The sequence below is a fragment of the Anaerosinus sp. genome, assembly GCF_965318445.1.
Genome location: NZ_CBDNNH010000025.1, coordinates 40,825 through 54,568, shown reverse-complemented (window position 1 = coordinate 54,568; position 13,744 = coordinate 40,825). Strand labels below are relative to the sequence as shown.

Here is a 13,744-nt window from a genome sequence, read left to right as displayed (position 1 = left end):
AATTCTGTATTATATTAATACTTCATTCTTAAAATTTAACGCCCCTATAGTGGGATCAATAGCCAATTTAGATCCTCTAAATCCCACCTGTAACCCTTCTAATTCATCTGAATATACTCTTGTATATTGATTTATATTAACGGATAAACTTTTACAATCATCACATATACGAATAGAATATTTTTCATTGTTACTCTTATATACTCTATAAATACAATATTGATTTCGCGTCGTAGCTATATAGTCAATTTCTTGGCTACTGAATATCATTTTCTGTGTAAAGTCATATCCAGTAGTTTTAACATCCAAATATATAACATTATTATTGTTATCTTGAATGGAAAAATCATAAGGAAAACCACTTTCACGTTCTTGGTTATACCATGTATAAGAAATTAATTGCCCCGATTTATACAATTTTTCAAAATATGAATTTACAAATTCTTCACCCTCTCTGCCAATTTTTTTATTAGTTTCATTTGCTTTCTCAATATCATACGCTCTAAATTTTTTATTAGGCATAATGTTATTTGTTTGTGTAATAATTTCCAGCTCTTTTAAAACATCTATACCATTACTATTTATTTTTTCTTCAATATATGCCATTAATGCTGAGTATATTCTATCGTTACCATCTATCGATTTGGTTCCATGAACATTTAGTTTTAACCCTAATTTTGTAAATTCTAAGTAATCAGAAGAGCTATCGTTAAATAAAAAGAAAACTATTTTACAATTTTTTAATCCAAACCAAAGAAGATACCACTGAACACTACTATCAAATGATTTTGCAATTCCTCTAATTGCAGAAACAATAGAAATACATCCCCGCTCGCCAATCCTAATTTTAGGACTTCTGAATGTTCCATCTGGATTTTGAATTCTATCAAAGTATGCATCTATATACTCAAACTTATCCTCATAAATAAAAATTGAATCTTCACTTACGGTATCTCTATCAGATAAAAACATTAATACAGATTCAGCCAATCCAATATGCGTTTGATGTGATGTTGAAGATATTCCTAAATCTGCTAATGATAATTTTTTATATCCAATTTTCTTTTCATTATGTAATTCAAAAAACATATACGCTAATCCTCCAATATCCCAATTTCAACAATTAAATAGTATAGTATTGCATAAACCGTATTTACACTAACTGCGTTACCTGCCTGTTTGTATAACTGAGAATCACTAACACCTATCTCACGCGCTTTTACAAAGAATTTCTCATCAAATCCTTGAAGTAAAAAAGCTTCTTTTGGAGTTAATCTTCTGATTTCCTTTTTTATTAATTCATCTTTAGAAAACTCTTTCTTTGAGTATTCTTCTTTGTTATCACAAGCAATAAAATCATCGCTAAAGTAATTATCTTGACAAGCTCTATGCATTTTAGCCATTGTAGCAGTTAATGGTCGTGCAATTAATTGGTCTATTTTAGATTTCGACTTAAAATTTTTAGAACCATCTGCCAAAATAGTAGGCTTAATAAGTTCTGACAAATAATACTTTCTATTTACATTTTTATCCAAGACATCATATGTTGTATTATGTTTTACTACCGTTGATATTTCTCTAATCTTACTAAATGAATGAATAATACTGTATGAATCAAATTTAAAATTATCAGCAAGTTTTTTTCTGCTTGCAAAAATATAAACTCTATTTCTTGTTTGTGCTAAAGCAAACTCTTTTGTATTAAATACATCATAATACACATAAGGATATCCAGCATCTTTTAAGGATTGTATGATAATTTTTAGAGTTTCCCCTTTATTGTGAGTAGTAATATTTTTTACGTTTTCCAATAGAATATATTTAGGTTTCTTAATTTTTATTATTTCTAATATTTGAAAGAATACATTTCCTCTCATATCATTAAATCCCTTTTGCTTACCCATCATACTAAAGGATTGACAGGGAAATCCACCAGTTAATAGATCAAAATCTTTTAACCTTTGCACGTTTGTCCTATCTTGAACAAACGAAACAATATCTCCCATTTCAACTTCATTTTCTGTTTCAAAATTCGCTTTGTATGTTTTTGTTGCGTAGCTATCAATTTCTGAGAAACCTATATTTTCAAATTTCATATTAAAATCTCTACATAACGTTTCTATTGCCTGTCTAAAGCCACCTATCCCCGCAAATAATTCTAAATGCTTTATAACCATTTTATAATCTCCTCACCTATAACTTTAGCAAGCTTTACTGGAACCGCATTGCCAACTTGTAAATACCAGCTGTTCTGTGGACCTGTAAAAATGAAATCATCTGGAAATGTTTGAACCCTAGCAGCTTCTCTTGCTGAAAGCCCACGAGATTGCGTAGGATGAATATACATATTACAATCATATTTCATATGTGAAGTTATAGTTTTGCAAACATCATCCAATCTCAACTTATAATATTTATCTTTAAAAATATGGTTTCTTGATTTATATGGCATGATATCAGCTATGCTTTCATGCAAAGAATTAGCTCCTTGCGGCAATCGAGTGTATATATCAATGTCTCTTTCATTATTATATCTATTCTTGTGATTATACACATAGTTTACATACTTTCCATTATTGATATAATGATAAAAATTACTTTCCGGATAAACAAATCTTCTTTCAGCATAACCTACTTGTTCATTTTCTATAGATGATTTATTTTTAAACATATTTATACCTAGCGCAGGAAGGTCAGATATAGCATCTGCAAGAACATAAGTACAATATTTTCCCTTTTCAATATTGCCAAATATATCATTTGACTTTATACCCACACAGTTGCCAATTATAAATAGTCTTTCTCTATTTTGAGGAACACCATAATTTTTAGCATTAAGCACTCTATATGCAATGTCATACTCATTTCCTAATAGTTGGTGAAAATCATCGAAAATTTCGTCGATTTTATTCGCCATACCTTTTACGTTCTCCATAATAAAAAATTTAGGTTGAACTATTTTTAGAAACCTCAAATAGGATTTGTAAAGGATATTTCTAGGGTCATCTATTATTCTTTGTCTATTAGCCATTGAAAAACCTTGGCAAGGTGGCCCACCAGATACTAAATCCACATTACCAAATTTTTTATTTTTACATTCTATATCTTTTAATAAGTCATTTATATCCCCAACATAAACATTTTCTTCGTCAATATCAATATTCAATTTATATGTATTTGCACATATTGGATTAATTTCATTTGCAAATATTGCCTTAAAACCTGCATGCTCTAGTCCCATACTCAACCCGCCGCACCCAGCAAAAAGGTCTATCATCGTCTTTTGCATATTATCCTCCTATATTTTTTGCTGAATACTATTTTTTCTTAATTAGTTACATTAGTTCTATTTACTCGCTTTAACCTCAGCATTATTTTTTAATCTATTGTCTTTAGGCTTAGGTGCGTCATCTGGGATTGCCCAAGTATCACCTAACTTAAAGACACCATTGATTCTATCTTGAGCACACAATATTTGCACCCTACGTTGAGATATATTCCATTTTTTTGATGCTTGATTAGCTGTTATATATTTCATATGCTTTAACCTTTCAACTATAATTTATATTCATCATTATATTCCATAGGACGAATAATGTCAAAAGAAAGAATCATTATGTTAAATTATACATTAGCCTTTATTTCTGTAAATAAAATTATATATATATATATATATATACTGCAAGCATTTTGCAAGTACAAATCCGCAACCAGGCTCTATAATAAATGTTTTCTGATAAAATATTAGTCTACTAAAACCAATATAAAGGAGAACCTGTCTATTAAGGAATTTAAACGAGTGTCAAAAATTACATGGCAATAGAAGAAAGAAATTCTCCATGCTAATGCAACTGGCTTTAATAATGGATTTATTGATGGCTGTAATACAACAAGGGAAGTCGAACCCCTGTTCACAAAAACATTTTATTCAAAATCATTATAAGCCACTAATTTTCTCCCCAAATAACCTAACATAATATTAAACAACAATGTTAGGTGGTGAGTAATCATGTATAATCAACAGATATTAATGCATGTATCTGATGCAGGAAGTCTTTTAGGCTGTAGCAGTCAAATAATTTATCAATTAATAAATTGTGGCGAATTAAAAGCATTTAAGGCCGGCAGAGCATGGAAGATATCTTCCGAATCTGTTCATCGTTATGCTAACTCCAGATTAAATAATTAAGATTTGGTTTGATTATTTTAAATTTAATATGATGCGTAATTCATCTCTCAAATAGCTATTAACATCATATTAAGAAATCATTCTGGAGGTAAATTAATTATGTTTGAACAATATGACGATTTAGTAACTGTAGAAGATCTTACTGAAATGCTAAACATCGGTAAAAATTCAGCTTACAAATTATTAGATTCTGGCGAACTAAAATGCTTTCGCATAAATCGAGTCTGGAAGATTCCCAAAAAATCAGTTAGTGAATATATTTTACAAAAATCCCAGTAGTCATAATGACTACTGGGATTTCATATTTGCAAATGTAATAAATTTTAAACTTATCTCCATCACATCAACTATTGCACTATTAAATATTGAGATATAGCAATTTGTTAATTATCAACATAAAAAAATGTCAATCAATTCTAAACTCTTCTGTAAATTTTTCAAATTGCGCTAAAAATCTCCTTATTTCCATAGAAGCATCTTCAATCTCACCATATATCCGCATTTCAGCTAAGTAATATCCATCTGTAAGAGTATTTATATCTGTTATCATATCATCATCTAAAATTTTATCACTATTAATTAAATCATTTAAAAAAAAATAAATTTCTTTAAGCGAAAATTTCTCATTCAAAAGCGACTTATAACAAAGACCTAAAAATACATTTACGACATATCCAAACCGTTCAGTACCTTTCAATTCTTTCAATTTATATGATAAATCTATTGGTTTCTTCTTAGCAAGAAGAGACGCTTCAATCAAAACATATTCTGGGTCTCCATCCTGTAAAATATAATTATCCAGCTAAGAAATAACCTCTGTTTTGGTAAAAAACCCACAATTTAACCCAAGACGGTAAATTTCAACATATTCTTTTAAAGTAAGCATATTCCACATCCATTCATTAAGTTTCGTCTATAACTCTTTGCCTTCCATAAAACGAAGCTTAAATTTGCCATTACAAATACCAAATATTGCTTTTAAACTTACATATTATATTTAGACATCTTTAATTAAAATCCTTGTTCAACGATAAATTACATTTTTAGCGTTAAATAACACTTATTAATCTTGTCCCTTATTTGTCCCTTAATAGCACAAAATATTGCTTATTTAAAACAAACATTCACCAACTATTAATTCTAAATCCCCAATAAACTCAACACTTCTCAAACGCCTAAAAATTCACAAAAACACCCTATTTCCAATTCGTAATGAGCAGGTCGTAGGTTCGAATCCTATTATCAGCTCCATAGATAAATCAAGGCTTGCGAGGTTTTCGTAAGCCTTTTTATTTTATTGAAATTAATTTAGCAAATAATTATTGAAAATTCTTTTAGATTTTTATTTGTCCATTTACGAGTTTTATTCCTACAGTATTTTTACTATAAAATTAATTCTAGCATCTTAGTTTCTATACTTTATAAATTCAACAAAAACTTTTACACATTTTTTGTCGATTATGCATGAATTTATCTATTTTTTTGTTATAATTATTCCATGATGAAATTCGCTCGATTTTTATCGGCAAATATCATTATAATTAGACTGAATACTTTGGAGGTATCCTATGAAAAAAACGATAAAAATTGGCATCGTTGGTTACGGCAATTTAGGCAAAGGTGTCGAATTAGCCGCAGCGCAATGCGATGATATTGAATTAGTAGCTGTATTTTCCCGTAGAGAATTAGCTGGAACACAAAGCGGTGTACCTGCTGTCAGCTTAGATAAAATTACCGAATACCAAGGTAAAATTGATGTTATGGTATTATGCGGCGGTTCTGCAACCGATCTTGAAGTACAAGGGCCTCTTGTTGCACAATATTTTAATACAATCGATAGTTTTGATACTCATGCAAAAATCCCTACATATTTTGCAAGTATGGATAAAACTTCGAAAAAAGCAAATACCGTATCCATTATTTCTGTAGGTTGGGACCCTGGCCTATTCTCCTTAAATCGTTTATTAGCTAGTGCTGTTTTACCAAATGGACAAGATTATACCTTCTGGGGAAAAGGCGTAAGCCAAGGTCATTCTGACGCAATTCGCCGTATCGTCGGCGTAAAAAATGCGAAACAATATACGATCCCAAAAGAAGAAGTAGTCAATGCTATTCGAAGTGGTGAATGTCCTGCGATCAAAGGCAATGAAGTACATTTGCGTGATTGCTATGTCGTTGCTGAAGATGGTGCTGATTTAACTGCGATTGAAGCAGCGATTAAAACAATGCCAAATTACTTCGTTGGCTATGAAACTATAGTTCATTTCATTTCTGAAACTGAATTTAATGAAAAACACACAGGTATTCCTCATGGGGGATTCGTATTTAGAAATGGTCAAACTAGTCCAGGCACAAATCATGTGATTGAATTTGCCTTAAAACTCGACAGCAATCCTGAATTTACCTCAAGTGTATTAGTTGCTTACGCACGTGCAGCTTATCGACTAAAACAACATGGTGGTAGTGGAGCAAGTACTGTATTTGATATCCCATTTGCATGGTTATCCCCAAAATCAGGAGAAGAGCTAAGAAAAGAATTATTATAATTTACTTTTACTTAATACAAAAAGACGGAGTGAAAACGTACATAATGTACGCTCACTCCGTCTTTTGCATTTTATTATTTTCGAAAGAATGAAATGATATAACCTAATACCGCCCCAACAATAGATGGCACTACCCAACCAAAATTAAATATATATAACGGTAAAAACTCTGTGCAAAGGCGATGGATAAAATCAAAGTGAATATTTGCAGCCTGCATTCCATCGAATATACTAAAGATAAAAGTCAAGCCTAAACTTCCCCAGTAAACTTCCCTTCTCTTTCCGAATAAGTTTTCGGACATAGATAACAAGACCAGAACGATAACCATTGGATAGATGCCGACTAAAAATGGTACCGATAAATTAATTAAACTTGTTAAACCAATATTAGAAGCAGCCATGCTGAATAATACAAACGCAGTTAAGCATTGTTTATACGTAATTTTCTTATAAAATAAACCACTAAAGAAAGTGGCACAAGAAGCAGATAAACCACAACTTGTCGTTAAGCAAGCAAAACTAATAATAATTGCTAAAATAACATTTCCCATATGTCCAAAATAAAGGTTTGCAACACTTGCTAAAATAATACCGCCATTTTCCGACTGCCCTAATATTTCTACGCTAGTTGCGCCTAAATACGCCAGTGAAACATACACCAGCCCCATCAAAGTCGCAGAAATTAAACCTGCAATTGTACAGTATTTCGTAATATCCGCGGGTTTATGAATGCCTTTATCGCGCATTGAATTTACTACAATAGAACCAATTGCTATAAAGGCCAACAAATCCATTGTCAAATACCCTGATTGAACACCTTGCAAAAACGGCGCATGGTAATATGCCTCCATAGGTGATTCCAATGGACCTAATGGTGCAACAATTCCTTGTAATACAAGCAACGCAATAAAAAACAATAAGATCGGCGTTAATAATTTCCCTACCCAATCGACTAACTTTGATGGATTTAATGCAAGAAAATACGTAAGCCCAAAGAAAATAAACGTATAAACAAACTGACCTATCGCATCATATTCCGGGCTAAGGAATGGTCTAAATCCAACTTCAAACGATACCGCACCCGTCCGCGGAATCGCAAATAAAGGCCCAATCGTCAAGTTTAGGATAACTAACATAGCAAGCATAAAATATCTATGCACTCTATTTTCTATCATCTGTGTATAATTACCACCTGCTAATCCAATTGCCAGAACCCCAAGCAAAGGCAATCCTACACCAGTAATTAAGAATCCAGACATTGCTGAAAACATATTAGATCCCGCAGCTTGTCCTAAAGCTGGAGGAAATATTAAATTGCCTGCACCGAAGAAAATTGAAAATAACATCAATCCGAACGATATTATCTCAATCTTCGATACTTTTTTATACATTTAGCATCAACTCCATAATTAATTTTCCCCTCGAAAACAGTCCTTCCCATACGCACAAAAAGACGCGTTAAGGCATTTCTGCCAAAACGCGTGTCGGCATTCAATAAAATCACTTCAATTCCATGACAATTATTATAACATATCTTGCGTAAACTCGTAAACCTTTATTTTTGGCACTATCTTACCAAATCTTTTACTACTTCCCCAGCAATAATCAATCCCGCAACAGAAGGAACAAACGCTACACTCCCTGGAATCTGTCTTCTATATAGATCAAATTCCTCGGTTTCAAATGGCGTAATTGCAGGCTCCTGTGAGTAAACGACTTTTAATGACGGAATTTCCCGCTTACGCAATTCTTTGCGCATGACCTTTGCTAATGGACAAATATTTGTCTTGTAAATATCTGTTACCTCAAATTTCGTTGGATCAAGCTTATTTCCCGCTCCCATACTGCTAATAATCGGAATGTTTCTTGACTTGCATTGCACAACTAAATCAATTTTCCCTGCTACTGTATCAATTGCATCAACCACATAATCATAATTTTCTTGAAAAAAATCTTCTGCCACCTCAGGCAAATAAAACTTTTCTATCGCCGTGACCTCAGCGTTTTCATTAATCGCTAAAATACGTTCTTTCATCACTTCAACTTTTGCTCTACCAATTGTCTCCGTTGTTGCATGCAATTGTCGGTTAAGATTTGATTTTGCAATCGTATCTTTATCAACCAATACCAGTTTACCTACGCCACTGCGCACCAATCCTTCAACGACGAAGCTCCCAACACCGCCAATTCCAAATACAGCCACCTTACTATCATTTAACTTTTTCAACGATTCTTTGCCGAGTAATCGCTCCGTACGCGAAAATCTATCCATACTATCACCTTTACTTTTATCAGTTTCCATTTATCCAAAGCCATTTCAATCGATCCAATTGTTCATGCAGTTTCTGGATCAATCGCAATGCGAATTCCGGCTTCGCTTTCATAAAATCACGAATTGCTTCCGCCTTAAATTCTAATATTAACACATCTTGATTCATTGCCTCAAGCGTAGTCTGTGAAATCGTTACTCCATCCGCTAAGCTCGCACTGCCAAAAAAATCTCCATTTTTATAGATTCCTATAGAATTTTCCCAACCAATCACATTCCTCTTACTACTATCAACAAAGCCATCCCAAATAATGATAAATTTATCGTTAAAATCACCTTCCCAGGCAATGACCTCTGCCGGTGCATATAATACCTGCTTTCCTTTTTTCGCCAGACTAAATAATTCTGCCGAGTTGAAATCTTGTACGACTGGCAGCTTACTTAAAAATTGGATTCTCTTTGTTAAGGCAACTTCAACTAAAGCATCAAACACATCTAGATCAACTTCATGCCATTTAAAATTCAATTGTTCCAAATATTTCATCGTCTTTTCAGAGTCAATACGATATTGCGTCACTTCCTTCTCCGAAATCCAATCCGATCTTGCAATGATGTTTTCAATATACTCTTTAAACCCTAGCCTACCAAAGTTTTTATATAATAAATTTACAAATTCAATATTACTCACTTCTTGTAGTTCCATATGAATTGGTGCAGAATTCAATACATGCCCTAAGTTGATCACCTGATCACTATGAACATGAAAAGTATACTCTTTCTTGCCTTTTCTATTCTGTATTGCTACGATTGCTCGTGCAACATCATCTACACGACTAACCTTAGGATTTACAAAATCTCTAGGAACAATCCCTATATTTACATAGGCTGAAAACAAATTAAAAAAAGATGTCTCCGCTAAATTTCGCGGCAATTTTCCTTTCGGCGCAGGTAATAACAAATCACCAATTCGATAGATCGTCACAGAAAGTCCTTCTGCTCTTGCCTTTTCAAGTTCTTTTTCCGCCTGCAATTTTGTTTCAGCATAGTAAAATCTCATCTTTTGTCCAATATCACTGTCAGACTCATTAAAATGCACCAACAATTTATCCTTAACATCGCCAGATGCGATAGACAAAGTGGATAGATAAACAACATCAACTAGATTTTCTATTTTTTTTGCAAACTCAATGAGATTTAATACTGCCTGGACATTTTCTACATACAAATCCTTGTCGTTATCTAGTGGTATCGCCTGCACAGAATTTAAAACCATATCAATATTCTGCACGAGAAGCTGTGCATCTGCCCGCGATACCCCAAGGTTAGCTTTACATATATCACCCACAATTATGTGAACTCGAGGCGATTCCAAACAAAGTGTTGCCAAACTTTCACCTAAATAGTAATCTAAAATTCCCTTTATCTTCGCCCTAGCCATCTCCTCTTTTTCTGCTCCTACAAGAAGATATAACTCACATTTACCCTGACAAAACAGTTCATAAAATATATGTACGCCAACATATTCATCAGCACCAATAAGTAGTACTGCCTTATAGTCATTTTCTTCCTTTTGGGAAAGTTCTTTTGGTACGGAACAATCATTTTTTTTTGCTTGCGCTGTCTTTTTAATACTATCTAGTTTTGGACTTTTCGTTAATCTTAATTTTATCTTTTGTAAGTGCGCTCTTTCCTTAACCATTGTCAGCCAAGTCGCAGCATCTTTACTATATGAGTTTTCATTTAAATCTACTTGTCCTTTATCTACTTTATTTCCAAATTCTACCTTTCTTCCCAGATCTGCTAGCGCTTGACTTGACTCATCAATAATTACAGAAATATAACGTTCAAATGCTTTTAGCCAATTTTTTATCGTACTTTGCTTAAATAGCTTATTGTAATAAATAAATCCAATCGTTAAATGACTTCCCAAATCCTGTACCGTAAAAGATAAATCGAACCAACTCGTCCTCACTGGGATTAAAAATGGTATCGTCTCCAAAGTCCCATGCATTTTTGCACCACTATCTGGCAAAAATTCGAAGCTTACATCACAAAGCGGATTTCGATCAGCTCGTTGTTTAACCTTAAGTTCCTCTAATAACGTGGTAATAGGATACGACTGATTTAATTTCGCTTCTTCTAAAAGCAAGTAGTTTTTTTCCAAAAAATCAATAAACGTTATTTTTTTATCAGGATTCGTACGAATTCCATGCATATTTGCAAACATTCCAGGAATATTTATCACATCTTTATACATTCTACCTGCAAAAGGAATTCCAATAATAATATCCTCCTGCTGGCTCAGTTGCGATAAAAGTCCGGCATATGCGCTAAAAAACAATGCACAAAGCGAAGTTTTCGTTTCACATACAAAACCTCTAATTTTTTCACTCAATTCCATACTTAAATCAAGACTCGCCTCTGAGCCGCTACGGTTCATGATTGCAGGGCGCATATAATCCGTTGGCAAATTCAATAATGGCAAATCCCCTTTCAGCATTTCATGCCAAAACCGTCTGCGCTTTTCATAATCTCTTCCATAAAACCGACATTCTTGCCATACTGCAAAATCATGATAGGTTATCACTGGTTTATCCAGTGATTTATCACAATATAGCTTCATCAGCTCGTCAAAAAGTATCATTAGCGAACGGCTATCTAAAATGCTGTAATGCCCTGCTAAAAATACATAATTTTCAGTTTTCGATACCTCAATTAAACCAAAGGAAAACAATCCCGGTTTATCCGTTTGAAATGGCTTTAACCAATCATAAATAACATAAGGAATATCCACCTTATTCGCAATAGTTTTAAAAAGTTTTTTATAATGCACTTTCCGCGCAACTTTTTGGTAGCCCCGCCCATCAACAGCAACAAAATACGTTCGCAAAATCGTATGACGTTCAACCAATTGGTCAAATGCAGCCGCTAACTTCGCTTTATCAAGCTCCCCCTTAATGAAAAATACTTTTGATACATTATAATGCACTTCATGGTCCACCATCTTTTGCAAAATGTATAGCTGCTGTTGCTCAGGCGTAACGGGATATTTATTATAAGTAGATGCAACAGGAATTAGAGTGTTCTCACCATAATAAAATTGACTTTCTACATAACCGCTTTTATCATTACAACACCCATTTGATTTTTCCATCATACGCAATCGCTCCCTTCCGTATTCTCTTTAATACAGGAGAAGTATCTCATTAAGTTTTCCCATTTATATGGTAGAAGTGGGGATTTTATCATCGTACTCTCTATTGATTATATTCGCACTTTAACTTACAAATCCCCTTTAATAAAACAAAAAACTCCTCCGCCGCCAGCGAAGGAGTTTTTTGTTTTATTCTTATTCGTCGTCTCTAAGTCCATCTACAATTGTTGCGCAAGCTGCATCACCAGTAATGTTAACTGCCGTTCTAAGCATATCAAAAATTCTATCTACACCAAATAGAATTGGCAATGCCACAATTGGAATGTTTGCCGCCATCAATACTGCAACAACAAGAAGCGTAGGTCCAGGAACACCCGCTTGCCCTACAGCACCTAATGTTGAAGTAACAATAATTGCAATATATTGCGCTGTTGTAAGCTCCATCCCAAACATCTGGGCAAAGAAACACGCGGCTAATGCATAATATGCTGCATTCCCATTCATATTAATCGTAGCACCTAACGGAAGCGCAAAAGAAGTGGTTTCTTTCGACACTTTTAATTCATTTTGTACAGTTGCCATATTTAACGGTAAAGTGGCCATAGAAGATGCCGTCGAAAACGCAAATAATTGTACCTTATACATGCTTTTAAAAAATTGTGCAAATGTAACATTTTTTGCAAACAACGCTACAGATCCACCAATCATAACAAAGTTCACAAGTGCAAGCACCAAAATATAAATACCAACTAAATATGTAATCTTTACTAAAACGTCATAACCAAACGTACCTACAGCATCTGCCATTAAAGCAAATACACCAATTGGCGCAACATACATAATTACTGTCATGATGTTAATTAATACCTCAGTCATATAGTTGAAAACATTAAGTAAAAATTCTCTCTTTTCTCCAGAAAATTTCGCAATTGAAAAACCAATAAATAATGCAAATACTATAATTTGTAAAATATTCCCTTCAACAAGTGCGGCAAATGGGTTAGATGGAACAAATCCAATCACTGTATCCCAAAAACCAGGTAATGCTCCTTTATCGGCAAATTCATTTGATGCGATTGCATTAAATGTTTCTAAGCTCATGCCTGCACCAGGTTTGAAAAGTTCGCCGAACAAAAGACCAATTACGACTGAAGCTATTGTTGTCACTGCATAATAAATAAATGTAACAATACCAATTTTCCCTGCCGATTTGGAATTTCCTAGAGAAGCGCCACCGCCAACTAGCGAGAAAAAAACCATTGGCACTACAACCATTTTTATCAATTGCATAAATAAATCACCGATAGGGGCAAATATTTTTGCCGATTCCCCCATTAGCAAACCAACTACAGCACCAAGAACCGTCGCCGCGATAATCCATGTGCCTAACTTGCTCAATGCGTCATCTGACTTTGACAATACAATCCCTCCTATAAAATATTATAGATAAACAGCTTATCTTGACTACACTATAACCTTTTTCCACAATTTTGTCCATTCAACAAATAAAAACCATCAATATATTATGTGAAATCTATAAAATTTTATCCGATAATTTAGCCGAAATCCCCCCTCTGGGGTAACAA

The 13,744-nt window shown here is 33.5% G+C and carries 12 protein-coding genes; 3 read left to right on the top strand and 9 right to left on the bottom strand.

What is annotated here, in order from left to right:
• Nucleotides 1-9: 9 nt before the first annotated feature.
• From ACWZFG_RS12160 to ACWZFG_RS12145, 4 genes are read right to left on the bottom strand one after another with little or no spacing between them, the layout of a single operon-like run.
• Nucleotides 10-1,089 carry a protein NO VEIN domain-containing protein gene (locus tag ACWZFG_RS12160; protein WP_455577702.1) on the bottom strand — a complete coding sequence of 360 codons (1,080 nt, stop codon included), beginning with the start codon at nt 1,087-1,089 and terminating at the stop codon, nt 10-12.
• A 5-nt stretch (nt 1,090-1,094) separates the two neighbouring features.
• The gene (gene dcm / locus ACWZFG_RS12155) at nt 1,095-2,177 is read right to left on the bottom strand and encodes a DNA (cytosine-5-)-methyltransferase (RefSeq protein WP_455577701.1); all 1,083 of its coding nucleotides are present in this window, start codon (nt 2,175-2,177) and stop codon (nt 1,095-1,097) included.
• Nucleotides 2,168-3,289 (bottom strand): DNA cytosine methyltransferase, encoded by a 1,122-nt coding sequence (locus tag ACWZFG_RS12150; RefSeq protein WP_455577700.1) that lies wholly within the window; start codon nt 3,287-3,289, stop codon nt 2,168-2,170. Before ACWZFG_RS12150 ends, dcm begins: the two co-directional genes overlap by 10 nt.
• 57 nt (nt 3,290-3,346) lie before the next feature.
• Nucleotides 3,347-3,538 carry a DNA-binding protein gene (locus ACWZFG_RS12145; RefSeq protein ID WP_455577699.1) on the bottom strand — a complete coding sequence of 64 codons (192 nt, stop codon included), beginning with the start codon at nt 3,536-3,538 and terminating at the stop codon, nt 3,347-3,349.
• A gap of 471 nt (nt 3,539-4,009) precedes the next feature.
• Here ACWZFG_RS12145 and ACWZFG_RS12140 point away from each other — a divergent pair, with 471 nt between their 5' ends.
• Complete coding sequence (locus ACWZFG_RS12140; protein ID WP_455577698.1) at nt 4,010-4,189, top strand: helix-turn-helix domain-containing protein; 180 nt, start codon at nt 4,010-4,012, stop codon at nt 4,187-4,189.
• Between the two features lie 99 nt (nt 4,190-4,288).
• Nucleotides 4,289-4,468 carry a helix-turn-helix domain-containing protein gene (locus ACWZFG_RS12135; RefSeq protein ID WP_455577697.1) on the top strand — a complete coding sequence of 60 codons (180 nt, stop codon included), beginning with the start codon at nt 4,289-4,291 and terminating at the stop codon, nt 4,466-4,468.
• 127 nt (nt 4,469-4,595) lie between these two features.
• Here the strand turns inward: ACWZFG_RS12135 and ACWZFG_RS12130 are convergent, their stop codons facing one another.
• Entirely contained in the window at nt 4,596-4,949 is a 354-nt protein-coding gene (locus tag ACWZFG_RS12130) for a hypothetical protein (RefSeq protein ID WP_455577696.1), read from the bottom strand.
• 808 nt (nt 4,950-5,757) lie between these two features.
• On the opposite strand from ACWZFG_RS12130, the gene ACWZFG_RS12125 reads away from it, so the two are divergent.
• Nucleotides 5,758-6,735 (top strand): diaminopimelate dehydrogenase, encoded by a 978-nt coding sequence (locus ACWZFG_RS12125; RefSeq protein WP_455577695.1) that lies wholly within the window; start codon nt 5,758-5,760, stop codon nt 6,733-6,735.
• 74 nt (nt 6,736-6,809) lie between these two features.
• On the opposite strand, the gene brnQ is transcribed toward ACWZFG_RS12125, so the two are convergent.
• The 4 genes from brnQ to ACWZFG_RS12105 form a co-directional block, all read right to left on the bottom strand.
• Nucleotides 6,810-8,126 carry a branched-chain amino acid transport system II carrier protein gene (brnQ, locus tag ACWZFG_RS12120; protein WP_455577694.1) on the bottom strand — a complete coding sequence of 439 codons (1,317 nt, stop codon included), beginning with the start codon at nt 8,124-8,126 and terminating at the stop codon, nt 6,810-6,812.
• Nucleotides 8,127-8,302: 176 nt separating this feature from the next.
• Complete coding sequence (locus ACWZFG_RS12115; protein WP_418627484.1) at nt 8,303-9,037, bottom strand: tRNA threonylcarbamoyladenosine dehydratase; 735 nt, start codon at nt 9,035-9,037, stop codon at nt 8,303-8,305.
• A complete protein-coding gene (locus tag ACWZFG_RS12110; protein WP_455577693.1) occupies nt 9,027-12,161 on the bottom strand; it encodes a condensation domain-containing protein in 3,135 nt (1,044 codons plus the stop codon). The genes ACWZFG_RS12115 and ACWZFG_RS12110 overlap by 11 nt, the downstream gene beginning before the upstream one ends.
• 192 nt (nt 12,162-12,353) lie before the next feature.
• Entirely contained in the window at nt 12,354-13,577 is a 1,224-nt protein-coding gene (locus tag ACWZFG_RS12105) for a dicarboxylate/amino acid:cation symporter (protein ID WP_177504528.1), read from the bottom strand.
• Nucleotides 13,578-13,744 lie beyond the last annotated feature (167 nt).

Bases quoted from the DNA above. Each gene is read 5' to 3' on its own strand.
- ACWZFG_RS12160 (WP_455577702.1), bottom strand. From the start codon at position 1,089: ATGTTTTTTGAATTACATAATGAAAAGAAAATTGGATATAAAAAATTA.
- dcm (WP_455577701.1), bottom strand. From the start codon at position 2,177: ATGGTTATAAAGCATTTAGAATTATTTGCGGGGATAGGTGGCTTTAGA.
- ACWZFG_RS12150 (WP_455577700.1), bottom strand. From the start codon at position 3,289: ATGCAAAAGACGATGATAGACCTTTTTGCTGGGTGCGGCGGGTTGAGT.
- ACWZFG_RS12145 (WP_455577699.1), bottom strand. From the start codon at position 3,538: ATGAAATATATAACAGCTAATCAAGCATCAAAAAAATGGAATATATCT.
- ACWZFG_RS12140 (WP_455577698.1), top strand. From the start codon at position 4,010: ATGTATAATCAACAGATATTAATGCATGTATCTGATGCAGGAAGTCTT.
- ACWZFG_RS12135 (WP_455577697.1), top strand. From the start codon at position 4,289: ATGTTTGAACAATATGACGATTTAGTAACTGTAGAAGATCTTACTGAA.
- ACWZFG_RS12125 (WP_455577695.1), top strand. From the start codon at position 5,758: ATGAAAAAAACGATAAAAATTGGCATCGTTGGTTACGGCAATTTAGGC.
- brnQ (WP_455577694.1), bottom strand. From the start codon at position 8,126: ATGTATAAAAAAGTATCGAAGATTGAGATAATATCGTTCGGATTGATG.
- ACWZFG_RS12115 (WP_418627484.1), bottom strand. From the start codon at position 9,037: ATGGAAACTGATAAAAGTAAAGGTGATAGTATGGATAGATTTTCGCGT.
- ACWZFG_RS12110 (WP_455577693.1), bottom strand. From the start codon at position 12,161: ATGATGGAAAAATCAAATGGGTGTTGTAATGATAAAAGCGGTTATGTA.